This is a genomic window from Streptomyces rhizoryzae, from assembly GCF_023155275.1.
Classification (GTDB): domain Bacteria; phylum Actinomycetota; class Actinomycetes; order Streptomycetales; family Streptomycetaceae; genus Streptomyces; species Streptomyces rhizoryzae.
In genome coordinates this window covers 140,392-159,268 of the sequence record NZ_JALMUV010000004.1, presented here as the reverse complement: position 1 = coordinate 159,268, position 18,877 = coordinate 140,392, and the positions used below count along the sequence as shown (strand labels likewise).

Genomic DNA, 18,877 nt, shown 5'->3' with positions numbered 1-18,877 from the left:
CGTCCGCACCGCCCCGCCCGCCGTTCCGCGCCGGACCGCTCTGCCGGCCGGAGGTCGCGCCGGGGCGGACACCCCCTGGCACCCGGCCCGGCGGACACTCCGGTGCGCCCCCGGCCGCCCGGCCCCGCTCCCCGGGCGGCACCCCGCACCGCCGCAGCTCCCGCAGGCCGCCGGCCGCCCCGTCCCCGCCCGGAAGGACTGACCATCATGACGGACCAGCACCAGAGTTCAGCCACGGCGTCCGCGTTACCGCAGGCCCCGACCACCGGCACCGGATCCGGCCCGGACGGCCCGGCCCCCGCCGCGGTGCTCGCGGACCTCTTCGCCCGCTGGGTGGCGCGCACCCCGGACGCGCCCGCGCTGACGGACGGCCGGCGGACCTGGTCGTACCGGGAGGCCGACGCCTGGGCCAACCGCCTCGCGCACCACCTCATCGGCCGCGGGGCGGGCCCGGAGCGGACCGTGGCGCTGGTGCTGCCCCGCTGCGTCGAACTGGTCGTCGCCGAACTGGCCGTGGCCAAGACCGGCGGCGCCTTCCTGCCGGTGGACCCCGCGTACCCGGCCGCGCGCCGCGCCCTGATGCTCGCCGACGCCGACCCGGTCGCGGTCCTCGACGACCCGGCCGCGGTGCGGGCCGCCACCGGCCCCGACCGCGCCCCCGCCGACGCCGACCGGCTCGCCCCGCTGCACCCCGGGCACCCTGCCTACGTCATCTACACCTCCGGCTCCACCGGCACCCCCAAGGGCGTGGTGGTGCCCCACACCGGGCTGGGCGCCTTCGCCGCGGCGGCCGCCGCCCACTACGCGGCCGGGCCGGGGGACCGGGTCCTCCAGTTCTCCTCGCCGGGCTTCGACGCCGCCGTCCTGGAGCTGTGCATCTCCCTGCTGTCCGGCGCCACCCTCGTCGTCCCGCCGGACGGACCGTGGCTGGGCGACGAACTCGCGGCGGTGCTGGCCGACCACCGGATCAGCCACGCCCTCATCCCGCCGGCCGCGCTCGCCACCGTCCCCGCCGACGGCGACCGGCTGCCCGGCCTGCGCACCCTCGTCGTGGGCGCCGAAGCCTGCCCCGCCGAACTCGCCGACCGCTGGGCGCCCGGCCGCCGGATGATCAACTCCTACGGACCCACCGAGGCCACCGTCGTGGCCTCCTGGACCGGCCCGCTGGCCGCCGGCGGCGGCACGCCCCCGATCGGCCGCCCGCTGCCGCACACCCGGATCCGGATCCTCGACGCCACGCTGCGGCCGGTCCCGGACGGCACCGCCGGCGAGCTGTACGTGGGCGGTCCGGGCGTCGCCCGCGGCTACCTCGGCCGCCCCGGCCTGACCGCCGCCCGCTTCGTCGCCGACCCCGCCGGACCGCCCGGGACCCGCCTCTACCGCACCGGCGACCTGGTGCGCCGGGGCGCCGGCGGTGACCTGGAGTTCCTCGGCCGGGCCGACCGGCAGGTCAAGCTCCGCGGCTTCCGCATCGAACCCGGGGAGGTCGAGGCGGCGCTGGCCGGGCTGCCCGAGGTGGCCGACGCGGTCGTCCTGCTGCGCGAGGACGAGCCCGGCCACCGGCGGCTGGTCGGCTACGTCACCCCCGCCGACCCGGCGCGGCCCCCGCGGCCCGGACCGCTGCGCGCCGCCCTGGCCCGCGCCCTGCCCGCCCACCTGGTGCCGTCCGCGGTGGTCGTGCTCGACGCGTTCCCGCTCACCGCGCACCACAAGACCGACCGGGACGCGCTGCCCGCGCCCGGACCGGACCGCGCGCCCGGGCCCGGCCGCCGCGCCCCGCGGACGCCCGCCGAACGGACCCTCGCCGCCATCTGGTCGGAGGTCCTGGGGGTGCCCGAGCCCGGCACCGACGACGACTTCTTCGACCTCGGCGGCGACTCCGTGCTCGCCGCGCGGGTGCTCGCCCGGATCCGGGCGGCGCTCGGCGTCCGGCTCACCCTGCGCGAGGTCTTCGGCGCCCGCACCCTCGCCGCCCTGGCGGCCCTCCTCGGCGAACCGGCGCCCGCCGCGCCGCCCGCGCCGATCCCGCGCGCGCCCCGGGACCGGCCGCTGCCGCTCTCCGCCGCGCAGCAACGGCTGTGGTTCCTCGACGACCTGACGGCCGGCGGCACCGAGTACAACACCGGGGTCGCGCTGCACCTGCGCGGCCCGCTGGACACCGCGGCGCTGCGCCGCGCCCTGGACCGGCTCACCGCCCGCCACGACTCCCTGCGCACCACCTTCGCCACCGTCGACGGCCACGGGATGCAGTGCGTCGCGGAGGCCGCCGTGCTGCCGCTGGCCACCGCCGACGTGCGCGACCGGCCCGCCGCGGACCGCGCGGCGGAGGCCGACCGCCTGCTCACCGAGGAGCTGCGCCGCCCCTTCGACCTGCGCGAGGGCCCGCTGACCCGGGCGCTGCTGGTCACGCTCGCCGCGGACGAGCACCTGCTGCTGCTGGCGCAGCACCACATCGTCACCGACGGCTGGTCGGTCGGGGTGCTGGTGCGGGAACTGGCCGCGCTGTACGGCGCGGAGGCCGACGGCACCCCCGACGGCCTCGGAGAATCGATTCTCCAGTACCCCGACTTCGCCGCCTGGGAGCACGCCCGGCGCACCCCCGGCCGCCACGCCGACGACCTCGCCTACTGGAAGCGGCAGCTCGCCGGGATGCCCCAGCTCGACCTGCCCGCCGACCGGCCGCGGCCCCCGGTGCGCAGCACCTCCGGCGCGGCCCACCGCCACCGGCTGCCGGCCGCCCTCACCGAGCGCCTCGGCGCCCTCGCCCGGGACCGGGGCACCACCCCGTTCACCGTGTTCGCCGGGGCGGCCGCGGTGCTCTTCGCCCGCTACACCGGCCGGCGCGACATCGCCTTCGGCACCGTCACCACCGGCCGCGACCGGCGCGAACTGGAGGACGTGACCGGCTTCTTCGCCAACACCCTCGTGGTGCGCGCCGACGTCGATCCCGCCGCCACCGTCGACGGGTTCCTGGACACGCTGGGCGGCACACTGCTGGACGCCTTCGGCCACGCCGGCGTCCCCTTCGACCGCCTCGTCGAGGAACTGGCGCCGCCGCGCGACCCCAGCCGCACCCCGCTGGTCCAGGTCCTGGTCGTCCAGCAGACCCCGGCCGGGCACCCGCGGGAGGCCGGCGGCGTACGGATCGCGGAGCACCCGCTGCCGCGGCCGGCCGCCCGCTTCGACCTCGTCCTGGAATTCCGGCCGCAGCCGGACGGATCCGTCGAGCTGACGGTCGAGTACACCACCGACCTCTTCGACGCCGCCACCGCGGCCCGGATGAGCCGGCAGCTGCACCGGCTGCTGGACGCCATGGCGGACGGCCCGCAGCGGGCCGTGGCCGACCTGCCGCTGCTCACCGACGACGAGCGCCGCACCCTGCTCGACGCCTGGAACACCCCCGCCCGGCCCGCCCCGGACACCTCCCTGCCCGCCCTCCTGGAGGCGCAGGCCGCCCGCACCCCCGACCGGACCGCCGTGGTCTGCGGCGGCACCCGGCTCGACTACGCCGAGCTGAACCGGCGCGCCAACCGCCTCGCCCGGCTGCTGATCGGCCACGGCGCCGGCCCGGAGACCCTCGTGGCCCTGGCCCTGCCGCGCTCCGCCGACCTCCTGCCGGTGCTGTGGGGGGTGCTCAAGACGGGCGCCGGCTACCTGCCGGTGGACCCCGGGTACCCCGCCGAACGCCTCCGCTTCATGCTCGCCGACGCCGCCCCCGCCCTCGTCCTGACCACCCGCGACACCGCCGGCTGCCTGCCGGCGGGCACCGCCCACCTGGTGCTCGACGACCCCGCGACCGCGGCCCGGCTGGCCGGCTGCCCGGCCGGCGACCTCACCGACGCCGACCGGCCCCGCCCCCTGGACCCGGCCCACCCCGCCTACGTCATCTACACCTCCGGCTCGACCGGTGTGCCCAAGGGCGTGGTGGTCACCCACGCCTCGGTGGCGGCGCTGGCCGAGTGGGCGGCCACCGCGTTCGGGCCCGGGGGCCTGTCCCACGTCGTGGCGTCCACCTCGCTCAACTTCGACGTGTCGGTCTTCGAACTGCTCTGCCCGCTGCTGTCCGGTGGCACCGTCGAGGTGGTGCCGGACCTGCCGGCGCTCGCCGACCGGCCGGACCCCGCACCGTACCGGGCCGGCCTGCTCAGCGGCGTGCCCTCGGTGCTCTCCCGGATGCTCGCCCGGGGCGCCGGCGCGGTCACCGCGGACACCGTGGTACTGGCCGGCGAGGCGCTCCCGGCCCGGACCGTACGGGAGCTGCGCCAGGCCATGCCGTCCGCCGCGGTCGCCAACATCTACGGGCCGACCGAGGCCACCGTCTACGCCACCGCGTGGTTCGCCGGCCCCACCCCGCCCGACCAGGCCCCGCCCATCGGCCGCCCGGTCGCCCGCACCCGCTGCTACGTCCTCGACGACCGGCTGCGCCCCCAACCGCCCGGCGTACCGGGGGAGTTGTACCTCGGCGGCGGGGGCCTGGCCCGGGGCTACCTCCGGCGCCCCGGGCTGACCGCCACCCGTTTCCCGGCCGACCCGTTCGGGCCGCCCGGCAGCCGGATGTACCGCACCGGCGACCTGGTGCGGTGGACCGCCGGCGGTGAACTGGAGTACCTGGGCCGGGTGGACCAGCAGGTCAAGGTCCGGGGCTTCCGCATCGAACTGGGCGAGGTCGAGGAGGCGCTGCTGCGCTGCCCGGGCGTCGCCCAAGCAGCCGCCGCCACCCGGGAGTTTGACGGCCACCCGCGCCTGATCGGCTACGTCGTCCCGGCGCCCGGAGCGGATCCGGCGCCCGCCGAACTGCGCCGCCGGCTCGGCCGCACCCTGCCCGACTACATGGTGCCCGCCACCGTCCTCGTCCTGGACGCGCTGCCGCTCAACCCCAACGGCAAACTGGACCGCGGCCGCCTGCCCGCCCCCGACTGGACGGCGGGCGCGGCCGCCGCGTACGTCGCCCCGCGCACCGCGACCGAACGCACCCTGGCCGCCGTCTGGGCCGAGGTGCTGCGGGTCGAGCGGGTCGGGACCGCGGACAACTTCTTCTCGCTCGGCGGCGACTCCATCCTCAGCATCCAGGTGGTCGCCCAGGCCCGGCAGGCCGGTCTGGCGGTCACCTCGCGCGATGTCTACCGGCACCAGACGGTCGCCGCCCTGGCGCGGTGCGCGGACGCCGCCGGACGGCCCGCCGCTCCGGCCCCCGCCGCCGACCCCGCCGGCCCGTCGCCGCTGACCCCCATCCAGCACTGGCTGTTCGAGGCCGATCCGGAGCGGGCCGCCCACTTCGCCCAGACCCTCTCCGTCGAGCTGGCCGCGGACCTGGACACCGCCGCGCTGCGGGCCGCTCTGCGGGACGTGACCGACCGGCACGCGGCGCTGCGCTCCCGCTTCCCGGCGGACGCCGACGGCCGCCGCCACCAGCACATCGACCGCACCGCGCCGCCGGTCGACCTGCGCCACCACACCGGCCCCGACGACGACGCCCCGCACCTCGGCCCGTTCGACCTGGCGCGCGGGCCGCTGCTGCGCGCGGTGCTGCACGACCGGGGCGCGGACCGGCCCCGGGTGCTGCACCTGGCCGTCCACCACCTGGTGGTCGACGGGGTGTCCTGGCGCATCCTGCTGGCGGACCTGGACCGCGCCTACCGGGCCCGGCGCGGCGGCGGGGCCGCCGCCCTGCCGGCCGCCTCCACCCCGCTGCGCCACTGGGCCCGCCGGCTGACCGCGCACGCCGACGCCGGCGGCTTCCGCGACGAGGCCGCGTACTGGACCGCGCAGGCCCGCGCCGCCGACCCGGCGCTGCCCGCCGACCGCGCCGGCGCCAACACCTACGCGTCGGCCCGCGCGGTGACCGTGCGGCTCACCCCGCAGGACACCGCCGCCCTGCTCCACACCCTGCCCGGCGCCTACCGCACCGAGGTCAACGACGTGCTGCTGAGCGCGCTGGGCCGGGTGCTGGCCGCCTGGACCGGACGCGCGGCGGTCCCCGTCGACGTGGAGGGCCACGGCCGCGAGGAACTCTTCGCGGACGTGGACCTCTCCCGCACCGTCGGCTGGTTCACCACCCGCTACCCGGTCCTGCTCACCGTGGCGCCGGACGCCGGCTGGGACACCGTGCTGAAGTCCGTCAAGGAGCAGCTGCGCGCCGTACCGGGGCGCGGCCTCGGCTACGGCGTCCACCGCTACCTGACCCGCCCCGAGGGCCTGCCGGCCGGCCCGTCCGCCGGCATCAGCTTCAACTACCTCGGCCGGTTCGACCCGCCCGCGACCGACGGCGGCCTCTACCGCGGCCCGTACCGCCCGCTCGCCCTGGACGCCGACCCGGCCGCCGAGCGGCCGCACGCCCTGGAGGTGGTCGGCCGGCTCGACGGCGACGCGCTGGAGTTCAGCTGGTGCTATTCGGCGAACCTGCACCACGAGGCCACCGTGGCGCACCTGGCCGGGGAGTTCGCCGCCGCCCTGGGGGAGATCGCCCGGCACGGCGCGGCCCCCGGGGCCGGCGGCCGCACCCCGTCCGACTTCCCGCTGGCCGCCCTCGACCAGCCGGCCGTGGACCGGCTGGCGGGCGACCGCCCCCGCGCCGTCGAGGACGTCCACCCGCTCACCCCCACCCAGGCCGGCATGCTCTTCCACCGGCTCTCCCAGGGCGACGGCGGCGTCTACTTCCAGCAGCTCACCTTCGTCCTGGACGGTGTGCCCGACCCCGCGGTGCTCGCCGCGGCCTGGCAGCACGTCACCGACCGCACCCCGGTGCTGCGCGCCCGCGTCGCCTGGCAGGACGTGCCCGAGCCGCTGATGGTGGTCGAACAGGACGTCGCCGTGCCGATCACCCACCTGGACTGGCGGGCCCTGCCGCCAGAGGACCGCGAGGCCCGGCTGCGCGACCTCCTCGACCGCGACCGGCGGCGCGGCATCGACCTGGCCACCGCCCCGCTCCAGCGCCTGGCCCTGGTCCGGCTCTCCGCCACCGAGGTACGGGTGGTGTGGTCCTTCCACCACCTGGTGCTGGACGGCTGGAGCCTGTTCCAGGTGCTCTCCGACGTCTTCGCCCACCACGCCGCGCTGCGCGCGCCGGGGGACGGCCCGGCGCCGGCGGCCGCCCTGCCCGCCCGCCGGCCGTTCCGCGACTACGTCGCCTGGCTGCGGGACCGCGACCCGGCGGCGGCCGAGGAGCACTGGCGGGCCCGGCTCGGCGGACTGACCGAACCCACCCCCCTGCCCTACGACCGCGACCCCAGGGAGAACCACCGGGCGGAATCCACCGCGGCGGTGCGCGCCACCCTGCCCGCCGCGGCCACCGCCCGGCTGACGGACCTGGCCAGGGACGCCGGGGTGAGTGTCAACACCCTGGTGCAGGGCGCCTGGGCGGTGCTGCTGGCCCGGCAGAGCGGCCGCCCGGAGGTGGTCTTCGGCACCACCGTCTCCGGCCGGCCGCCGGAGCTGCCCGGCGCGGAGGCGATGACCGGCCTGTTCATCGCGACCCTGCCGACCCGGCTGGCCGTCCCGGCCGACGGCACCCTCGTGGAGTGGCTGCGCCGGGTGCAGGAGATCCAGACCGGGGACCGGCGGTTCGGCCACGTACCGCTCGCCCGGCTCCGGCAGCTCGGCCGACTGCCCGAGCGCACCGCCCTGTTCGACAGCATCGTGGTCTTCGAGAACTACCCGGGCGGCGACGCGTCCGCCGCCGCCCACGGGCTGCGGCTGAGCGGCCTCGACGGCATCGAGACCACCAACTACCCGCTGAGCCTGGTCGCCTACCCCGGCCCGGAGCTGGCCCTGCGCCTCGGCTACGACCCGGAGCTGTTCGACGCCGCCACCGTGGAGCTGATGGCGGAGTACCTCACCGAGCTGCTGGCGGGCATGGCCGACGGCGCCCGCCGCCCGCCCGCGCGGCTGCCGCTGCTCGGCGCCGCGCGCCGCCGCCAGGTCGTCGAGGAGTGGAACGCCACCGCCACCGCGCTGCCCGCCGGGACGGTCGCCGACCTCTTCGCCGAGCAGGTCCGGCGCACCCCCGACGCGGTCGCCGTGGACGCCGGCGCGCTGCGCCTGACCTACCGCGAACTCGACGCCCGGGCCGGGGCGCTGGCCCGGGAGCTGGCCGGGCTCGGCGTGCGCCCCGAGCGGCCGGTCGGCGTCCTGATGGACCGCTCGGCCGCCCTCGTCATCGCCCAGGTCGCCCTCGCCAGGACGGGCGGGGTGTACGTCCCGCTGGACACCCGCGCGCCCCGGGAGCGGCTGCGGCAGCTGCTGGCGGAGGCCGGCGCGGACCTCGTGCTCACCGACGCCGCCCGGCAGGACACCGCCCGCGCGGTGGCCCCCGGCGGCCGGATCCTGCCCGTCACGGCCGACGCCCCGGACGCCCCCGCCGGCCCCGGCCCGGAGGGCGTCCCGGACCCCGGCCCGCGCCCCGCCCCGCACCCCGACAACGCGCTCCAGCTGATGTTCACCTCCGGCTCCACCGGCCGCCCCAAGGGCGTCGCGGTCCGCCACCGCGACGTCGTGGCGCTCGCCGCCGACCGCGCCTTCGCCGGGCACGACCGGGTCCTGGTGCACTCCCCGGCGGCGTTCGACGCGGCCACCTACGAACTGTGGGTGCCGCTGCTGCGCGGCGGCCGGGCCGTCCTGGCCCCGCCCGGCGACGTGGAGGCCGCCACCGTGCGCCGGGCGGTCACCGAACAGGGCGTCACCTGCCTGTGGCTGACCGCCGGGCTGTTCCGCCTGCTGGCCCAGGAGGACCCCGGCTGCCTGCGCGGCGCCCGCGAGGTGTGGACCGGCGGCGAGGCGGTGCCGGGCGCCGCGGCGCGCCGGGTCCTCGACGCCTGCCCGGACCTGGCCGTCGTCGACGGCTACGGCCCGACCGAGACGACCACCTTCGCGACCCGGCGGGTCTTCCGCGCCGGCGACCCGCTGCCCGCCACCCTGCCCATCGGCCGCCCGCTGGACAACACCCGCGTGCACGTCCTGGACGGCGCGCTGCGGCCGCAGCCCCCGGGCATCCCCGGCGAGCTGTACCTCGCCGGCGCCGGGGTCGCCCGCGGCTACCACGGCCGGCCCGGCGCGACCGCCGCGCGGTACGTCGCCGACCCGTTCGGGCCGCCCGGCAGCCGGATGTACCGCACCGGCGACCTGGTGCGCTGGAGCGCCGGCGGTGAACTCCACTTCGTGGGGCGCACCGACGACCAGATCAAGATCCGCGGCTTCCGCGTCGAACCGGCCGAGATCGAGGCCGCGCTGACCCGGCACCCGGCCGTCGCCGAGGCGCTGCTGACCGCCGTCCGCACGGACGGCCGCACCCGCCTGGCCGCCTACCTCGTCCCCGCCCCGGGCGCCGCCGTGCCACCCGACGGAGAGCTGCGCGACGTCCTCGCCGGGCAGCTGCCGGACTACATGGTCCCGGCCGCCTTCACCACCCTGGACGCGCTGCCGCTGACCGCCAACGGCAAGGTGGACCGGCGCCGGCTGCCCGCCCCGCGGTGGGCCGCCACCGGCGGCACCTCCCGCCCGCCGCGCGCCGGGGCGGAACGGATCCTCGCCGGCATCTGGCAGGAGCTGCTCGGCGTCGAACGGGTCGGCGCCGACGACAACTTCTTCATGCTGGGCGGCGATTCGATCCTCTCCATCCAGGTCGTCTCGCGGGCTCGCCGGGCGGGCCTGACGCTGACCCCCCGGGACCTGTTCCGGCACCCCACCGTCGCCGCGCTGGCCGCCGCCGGCGGTACCGCCGCACCCGTCGCCGGCACCGGGCCGGTCAGCGGCGAGGTCCGCCTGCTGCCGATCCAGCGCTGGTTCCTCGACGCCCGCCCGGCGCACCCGGGCCACTTCAACCAGTCCGTCCTGCTCGAACTGGCCGAGGAGCCCGACGTCCCGGCGCTGCGGGCCGCGCTGCACGCGCTGTGGGCCCACCACGACGCGCTGCGGGCCCGCTTCGCCCCGCGGGCGGACGGCACCTGGCGGCAGCACTGCCCGGCCCCGGACGCCGCCGCGCCGCCGGCCCTGGACGTCCACGACCTGGCCGGGCGGGACCCGCAGGAGTGCGCCACCGCCGTCGAGCGGGCGCTCGCGGCGGCGCACGCCGGTTTCGACCTGGCCCGCGGACCGCTGCTCGCCGCCCGGCTGTTCACCGGCGCGCCGGACGCGCCGCCCCGGCTGTTCCTGGCCGCCCACCACCTCGTCGTCGACGGCGTCTCCTGGCGCATCCTGCTGGAGGACTTCGAGAGCGCCTACCACCGGGCCCGCGCCGGGCAGCCGCCGGCCCCGCCGGCCCGCACCACCTCCGTGCAGGAGTGGGCCGGGCTGCTGCACGCGCGCACCGAGGCCGGCGGGTTCGCCGCCGAGCTGGACCACTGGCGCACGGTGGCCGGCCACTGCGCGGCGCCGCTGCCGACCGACGCCGACGGCCCCAACACCGTCGCCGACCTCGGCACCGTCACCGTCCGCCTGGACCGCCGGCACACCGCCGCGCTGCTGCGCGACGTCCCCGCCGCCTACCGCACGCAGATCAACGACGTGCTGCTGACCGCGCTCGGCCGGGTCCTGGCCGACTGGACCGGCCGGCGCACCGTCGCCGTCGGCCTGGAGGGCCACGGCCGCGAGGAGGCGCTCTTCGACGGCGTCGACCTGTCGCGCACGGTCGGCTGGTTCACCACCCTCTTCCCGGTGGCGCTCGACCTCCCCGACGGAGACTGGGGGACGGCGCTGAAGTCCGTCAAGGAGCAGCTGCGCGCCGTGCCCGGCCGCGGCCTGGGCCACGGGGCGCTGCGCCACCTCGCCGCGGACGGCGCGCTCGCCGGGGCGCCGCAGCCCGGGATCAGCTTCAACTACCTGGGGCGGTTCGACTGGTCCGGCGACGGCGGGCTGATCCGCGGGGTGCGCGGCGGACTGGACGGCGCCGCCGCCCCCGGCACCGTCCGCCCGCACCTGCTCGACGTGGTCGGCCGGGTCGAGGACGACTGCCTGGAACTCACCTGGTACCACAGCCGCGCGGTGCACCGCACCGCGACCGTCACCGCCCTGGCCACCGCGATGCGCACGGCACTGGAGGACCTCATCGCGCACTGCGCCGGCCCGGACGCCGGCGGCCGCACCCCCTCGGACTTCCCGCTCGCCCACCTCGACCAGGCGGCCGTGGACCGCGTCGCGGGGAACGGCCGGGAGGTGGCGGACCTCTACCCGCTGACGCCCATGCAGGCGGGCATGCTCTTCCACACCCTGATGGACCCCGCCGCGCACACCTACGTCAACCAGGTCCAGCTGGTGCTGACCGGCGTCCGCGACCCGGCCGCGCTCGCCACCGCCTGGCAGCGCACCGCCGACGCCAACCCGGTCCTGCGCACCCGCCTGGTGTGGGCGCAGACCCCCGAGCCGCTCCAGGTCGTGCAGCCCGCCGCCACCGTGCCCGTCACCCACCACGACTGGACCGGCCGCAGCGCCGAGGCGTGCGACCGCGCCCTGGCCGGCCTGCTCGCCGAGGACCGCGCGGCCGGCCTCGACCTCACCCGCGCCCCGCTGATGCGGCTGGCCCTGATCAAGCTCTCCGCCGACCGGGTCCGCCTGGTGTGGACGTTCCACCACGTCCTGCTCGACGGCTGGAGCGCCGCCCAGGTCTTCGACGAGGTCTGCGAACGGTACGCGGCGCTCACCGCCGGGCGGCCGCCCGAGGTCCCGGCCCGCCCGCCCTTCGGCGGCTACCTGCGCTGGCTGGCGGAGCAGGACACCGGGCAGGCCGAGCAGCACTGGCGGACCGCGCTGGCCGGCTTCACCGAGCCGACCCGGCTCCCGCAGGACCGCACCCCGGCGGAGGCCCACCGCGCCTCGTCCACCGGCTCGGTCCGCGTCACCCTGGACGCGGCCGACTCCGCGCGCCTGCGGGAGACCGCGCAGCGCGCCGGCCTCACCATGAACACCGTCCTCCAGGGCGCCTGGGGCCTGCTGCTGTCCCGCTGGACCGCCCGCGACGACGTGGTGTTCGGCACCACCGTCTCCGGCCGGCCCGCCGCGCTGCCCGGTGTGGAGACCATGGTCGGCCTCTTCATCAACACCCTGCCCGCGCGGGTGCGCGTCGACGGCCGGCGCGCCCTGCTGGACTGGCTGCGCGAGCTCCAGACCGCCCAGTCCGAGGCGCGCCGCCACGACCACGTCTCCCTGGCGGACATCCAGTCCTGGAGCGAACTGCCGCCCGGCACGGCCCTGTTCGACACCCTCGTCGTCTTCGAGAACTACCCCTTCGACCGCACCGCCCTCGCCCGGCACGGCCTGGGCCTGGAACCCGAACGCGACCTGGAGCCGACCAACTACCCGCTCAGCGTGATCGTGGTGCCCGGCGAGCGGCTGACCATCGCCCTCGACCACGATCCCGAGGTCTTCGACACCGCCACCGTCGAACGCCTCGGCGACCACCTGCGCACCCTCCTCACCGCGATGGCCGCCGACCCGGACCGCCCGCTGGCGGAGCTGCCGCTGCTCTCCGCGGCCGAACGCCACCGCGTCCTGGCGGAGTTCGGCGGACCGGCCGTCCCCCGGCCGCGCCGCACGCTGCCCGAGGTGTTCGAGGCGCAGGCCGCCCGCACCCCGCACGCCCCGGCCGTCCAGGCCGGCCCGGACCGGCTGACCTACCGGGAGCTGAACGACCGCGCCAACCGGCTGGCACGGCTGCTGGCCGCCGCCGGCGCCGGCCCCGAACGGTTCGTCGCGCTCGCCCTGCCGCGCACCGCCGACCTGGCCGTGGCCCTGCTCGCGGTCCTCAAGTGCGGCGCCGGCTACCTGCCGGTGGACCCCGGATACCCCGCCGAGCGCGTCGCGTTCCTCTTCGACGACATCGCCCCGGACCTGGTCCTCACCAGCGCGGCCACCGCCGGGCGGCTGCCGGACGGGCCCGCCACCCGGCTCTTCCTGGACGACCCCGGACTGGCGGAGCGGCTGGCCGCCGAACCCGCCGCCGACCTCCGCGACGCGGAGCGGACCGGCCCGCTGCTGCCCGACCACCCCGCCTACGTCATCCACACCTCCGGCTCGACCGGCGTGCCCAAGGGCGTGGTGGTCACCCACGCCTCGGTGGTGGCGCTGGCCGAGTGGGCGGCCACCGCGTTCGGGCCCGGGGGCCTGTCCCACGTCGTGGCGTCCACCTCGCTCAACTTCGACGTGTCGGTCTTCGAACTGCTCTGCCCGCTGCTGTCCGGCGGCCTGGTGGAGATCGTCCGCGACCTGCTGGCCCTCGCCGAACGCCCCGGACCGTGGACCGCCGGCCTGCTCAGCGCCGTACCCTCCGCCCTGGGCCGGCTGCTCGCCGAGGGCACCGCCCAGGTCACCGCGGACACCGTGGTGCTGGCCGGGGAGGCGCTGGCCGCCCGCACCGTCCGCGAGGTCCGCGCCGCCGTCCCCGGCTGCCGGGTCGTCAACATCTACGGCCCCACCGAGGCCACCGTCTACGCCACCGCGGGGACCTGCGACCCCGCCGACCCCGACCGCACCCCGCCGATCGGCCGCCCGGTCGCCGGCGCCCGGGCCTACGTGCTGGACGCGCGGCTGCGCCCGGTCCCGGTCGGGGCGCCCGGCGAGCTGTACCTGGCCGGCACCGGCGTGGCCCGCGGCTACTTCGCCCGGCCCGGCCTGACCGCCGGGCGCTTCCCGGCCGACCCGTTCGGCCCGCCGGGCGAGCGGATGTACCGCACCGGGGACCTCGTCCGCTGGGACGCCGAGGGCCGCCTGGTCTACCTCGGCCGCACCGACGACCAGGTCAAGGTGCGCGGTTACCGGATCGAACCGGGCGAGGTCGAGGCCGCGCTGGCCCGCCACCCCGAGGTGGCCGCGGCCGCCGCCCGGGTCGTCGAGACCGACGGCCACAAGCGGCTGGTGGGCTACGCGGTCGCCCGTGCAGGGGCCGCCCCCGACCCCGCCGCCCTGCGCGCCTTCATGGCCCGCAGCCTGCCCGACCACCTGGTGCCCTCGCTCGTCGTGCCCCTGGAGCGGCTGCCGCTCGGCCCCACCGGCAAACTCGACCGGCGCGCGCTGCCCGCGCCCGGCCCGGCCACCGCCCCGGCGGCCGGGCACGTCCCGCCGCGCACGGAGACCGAGCGGGTGCTCGCCGCGATCTGGGCCGAGGTGCTGGGCGTGGCTCACGTGGGCGCCGAGGACAACTACTTCGCGCTCGGCGGCGACTCCATCCTCAGCATCCGGATCGTTTCCGCCGCCCGCCGGGCCGGCCTCGCGCTGACCCCGCGCCAGCTCTTCGTCCACCAGACCGTCGCCGCGCTCGCCGCGGCCGCCGGGGAACCGCGGGCCGCCGCCACCACCGCCGAACAGGGCCCGGTGGTCGGCGAGGTGCCGCTCACCCCCGTCCAGCACTGGCTCTTCGCCACCCTCCCCGACCACCCGGCGCGCTTCAGCCAGGCGCTGTCCTGGCACCTCGCCGCCGACACCGACGAGGACGCGCTCCGGACGGCCCTGGGCGCGGTGCTCGACCACCACGACGCGCTGCGCATGCGGTACCGCCCCACCGGCGGCGGCCACTGGCGCCAGTACGGCACGGCGCCCGGCACGCCCCCGGCCCTGGAGGTGCGCGACCTGTCCGGCCGGGACCCGGGGGAGCACCCGGCCGCGCTGCGCGCGCTCGGCCGCGAGCTGAGCGCCGGCTTCGACCTGGCCGGGGGCCCGCTGCTGAAGGCCGCCCTGTGCCACCTGGGCGACCGGGACCGCCCGGTGCTGCTGCTCGCCGCCCACCACCTGGTCGTGGACGCGGTGTCCTGGCGGATCCTCCTGGAGGACCTGGACACCGCCTACCGCCAGGTGCGGGCCGGCGGCCCGGTCGCGCTCGGCCCCAAGACCACCTCGTTCCGCGCCTGGGCCGAGCGGCTGCGCACGTACACGGAGGCCGGCGGGTTCGACGCCGAACTCGCCTTCTGGCGGGCCGCCGGCGGCGACCCCGCCCTGCCCACCGACCACACCGGCCGCAACACCGCGGACTCCGAGGAGGCCGTCACCGTCCGCCTGGAGGAGGAGGAGACCCGGCGGCTGCTCCAGGACGTGCCCGACGTCTACCGGACCCGGATCGACGACGTCCTGCTGTGCGCACTGGGCCGGGTGCTGGCCCGCTGGACCGGCCGCGACCGGGTGCTGCTCGGACTGGAGGGCCACGGCCGCGAGGACCTCTTCGAGGACGTGGACCTCTCCCGCACCGTCGGCTGGTTCACCTCCCTGTACCCGGTCGCGCTGGACCTGCCGCCGGACGCGGACCTCGCGTCCGCACTGAAGTCCGCCAAGGAGGGGCTGCGGGCGCTGCCGCGGCACGGCCTGGGCCACGGCGCGCTGCGCCACCTGCGCACCCCGGCTCCGGACGGCCTGCCGGACGCCCCGCAGATCGTCTTCAACTACCTCGGCCGGCAGGACTGGAGCGCCACCGGGGACGGCGGTCTGCTGCACGCCCCCTGCGGCGCGCTCGGCGGCGACCTGGATCCGGCCGCCGAACGGCCGCACCTGATCGACGTGATCGGCCAAGTCGCCGACAAGCGGCTGGAGTTCACCTGGTCGTACTCGGCCAACCTGCACCGGCGCGCCACGGTGGCCCGGCTCGCCGAGGAGACCGCCGCCGAACTCCGGGCGATCCTGCGGCACTGCGCCGCCCCCGGCGCCGGCGGCCGCACCCCCTCCGACTTCCCGCTGGCCCGCCTCGACCAAGCCGCCGTGGACCGGCTCGCCGGCGACGGCCGGGACGTCACCGACATCTACCCGCTGACGCCCACCCAGACCGGCCTGGTCTTCCACACCCTCGACGCACCGGGCCAGGGCCTCTACGTGGAACAGGCCACCTTCGTCCTGGACGGCGTCACCGACCCCGCGCTGCTGGCCGCCGCCTGGCAGCAGGTCGTGGACCGCACCCCGGTCCTGCGCACCGCGGTGGTCCTGGACGGCGTACCGGCCCCGCTCCAGACCGTCCACCGCGCCGTCACCCTGCCCGTCACCACCCTCGACTGGAGCGCCCGCACACCGGAGGCACGCGAGGCGGCGCTGGCCCGACTGCTCGCCGAGGACCGGGAACGGGGCATGCCGCTGGACCGGCCGCCGCTGCTCCGGCTCACCCTGATCCGGCTCGCGCCGTCCGAGGTGCGGGTGGTGTGGACCTTCCACCACGTGCTGCTCGACGGGTGGAGCGTCTTCCAGGTCCTCTCCGACGTCTTCGCCTGCCACGCGGCGCTGGCCGCCGGCACCGAACCGCAGCTGCCGGACCGCCGCCCGTTCGCCGCGTACGCCGCCTGGCTCGCCGCGCAGGACCCGGCCCCCGCGCGGGCGCACTGGCGCCGCGCCCTGGCCGGCCTGTCCGCCCCCACCCCGCTGCCCTACGACCGCCGCCCGGCCCCCGGCGCGCCCACCCGTGCCGGGACCTGGCTGCCGTACCGGCTCGGGGAGCGGGAGACCGCCGCGCTCCAGGACTTCGCCCGCCGCCACCACCTCACCCTCAACACCGTGGTCCAGGGCGCCTGGGCGCTGCTGCTGTCGCGCTGGAGCGGGCAGCGGGAGGTGTGCTTCGGCACCACCGTCTCCGGCCGCCCGGCCGGCCTGCCCGGCGCCGACACCATCCCCGGCCTGTTCATCACCACCCTGCCGGTGCGGTGCGACGTGGACGGCGCCGCCGCCCCGGCCGACTGGCTGCGCGCGCTCCAGACCGACCAGGCCACCGCCCGCGGCCACGGCCACCTCCCGCTCGCGGAACTGCGCGAGTGGAGCGACGTGCCGGCCGGCAGCCCGCTGTTCGAGAGCCTGGTGGTCTTCGAGAACTACCCGATCAACGACGGCGCGGCCACCGCGCACGGCCTGCGCGTCCACGACCTGCACGCCCTGGAGGCCACCAACTACCCGCTCACCGTGGTGGTCTCGCCCGGCACCGGGATGCGCGTCGAACTCGGCTACGACCCCAGCTGCTTCACGGAGTCCACCGCCCGCTCGCTCGCCGCCCAGCTGGTGCACACCCTGACCGCACTGGCCGCGGCGGACCCGGCCGGCGGCGCGGCGACCCTCGACGCCGTCCGCACCCTGCCGCCCGAGGAGCACGCCCGGCTGACCGCCCCGGCCGCCCCCGACCCCGTCCCGCCGGCCACCCTGGCCGCGCTCGTCGAGGCGGCGGCGGACCGCCGGCCCGACGCGCCCGCGGTCAGCGCGCCCGGCCTGACGCTGACCTTCGCCGAGCTGGAGCGGCGCGCCAACCGCCTCGCCCACCGGCTCATCGCCCGCGGCGCGGGCCCCGGCGCCCTCGTCGCCCTGGTGCTGCCGCGCTCGGCCGCCATGCTGGTCGCCCAGCTCGCCACCGCCAAGGCGGGCGCCGCCTACCTGCCGGTGGACCCGGAATACCCGGCCGAGCGGATCGCCCTGATGCTGCGCGACGCGGACCCCGCCGTCACCCTGGACGCCGAGGAGGCCGACGCCCTCCTGGCCGACGCCGACGCCGACGCCGACGCCGACGGCGCACCGGACCACCGCCCCACCGACCGGGACCGCACCCGCCCGCTCGACCTCGACGACCCCGCCTACGTCATCTACACCTCCGGCTCCACCGGCACCCCCAAGGGCGTGGTCGTCACCCACCGCGGCCTGGCCGCCTTCGCCGCCGCCGAGGCCGACCACTACCGGGTGCGGCCCGGCGACCGGGTCCTGGCCTTCGCCAGCCCGAGCTTCGACGCCTCGGTGCTGGAGCTGTGCCTGGCGCTGCCGGCCGGCGCCCGCCTGGTGGTGCCGCCGCCCGGCCCGCTGCTCGGCACCGAACTGGCCGAGCTGCTGCGCGCCGAACGCGTCACCCACACCCTGCTGCCGCCCGCCGCGCTCGCCACCGTCCCGCCCGACGCCGCCGGGACGCTGCCGGACCTGCGCACCCTGATCGTCGGCGCGGACACCTGCGGCGCCGACCTGGTCGCCCGCTGGGCCCCGCATCACCGGATGATCAACTCCTACGGCCCCACCGAGGCCACAGTGGTCGCCACCTGGTCCGCACCGCTGCGCCCGGACGGCGCCGCGCCGCCCATCGGCCGCCCGCGGCCCGGCAGCCGCGGCTACGTCCTCGACGCCCGGCTCCGCCCCGTCCCCGACGGCGTCCCCGGCGAACTGTGGCTCAGCGGGCCCTCGCTGGCCCGCGGCTACCTCCACCGCCCCGGCCTGACCGCGACCCGCTTCACGGCCGACCCCTACGGCCCGCCGGGCAGCCGGATGTACCGCACCGGCGACCTGGTCCGCCGCGACGCCCAGGGTGTGCTGCACCACCTCGGCCGCACCGACCACCAGCTGAAACTGCGCGGCCACCGGATCGAGGCCGGCGAGGTGGAGGCGGCCCTGACCGGCCACCCGGCCGTACGGGACGCGGTGGTGACCGTACGGGAGGACGAGCCCGGCGCGCCGCGCCTGGTGGCCCACCTGCTCGCCGCCCCCGGCACCGCCGCCCCGTCCGCCGCCGAGCTGCGCGCCGTCGCCGCCCGGACCCTGCCCGGCCCGATGGTCCCCTCGGCCTTCGTCGTCCTGGAGCGCTTCCCGCTCACCCCGAACGGCAAGACCGACCGCGCCGCCCTCCCGGCCCCCGCTCCGGAGGAGCCCGCCGCCACCGCGCCCCGCGCGCCCCGCACCCCCACCGAGGAGTGCCTGGCGGACCTCTGGGCGGAGGTCCTGGACCGCCCGGTGGGCGTCGAGGACGACTTCTTCGCCCTGGGCGGCGACTCGCTGCGCGCCCTGCGGCTCGCCTCCCGGGCCGGTGAGACCTTCGGCGTGCGCCTCACGCCCCGCGACGTGCTCACCGCCCGCACCGTCGCCGCCCTCGCGGACCTGGTGGAGGAGTACGTCCTGCGCGACCTGGAAGACACCGCCCGCACCGGCGACCACGCCGACCACGCCGACCACGACGAACGGTGAGGAACCA

Annotated in this window: 1 protein-coding gene; it reads left to right on the top strand. The window is 78.0% G+C overall.

What is annotated here, in order from left to right; genetic code table 11:
* The first annotated feature begins 207 nt into the window (after positions 1-207).
* Positions 208-18,870 carry a non-ribosomal peptide synthetase gene (locus MUU72_RS05510; protein WP_248011970.1) on the top strand — a complete coding sequence of 6,221 codons (18,663 nt, stop codon included), beginning with the start codon at positions 208-210 and terminating at the stop codon, positions 18,868-18,870.
* Positions 18,871-18,877: the final 7 nt, after the last annotated feature.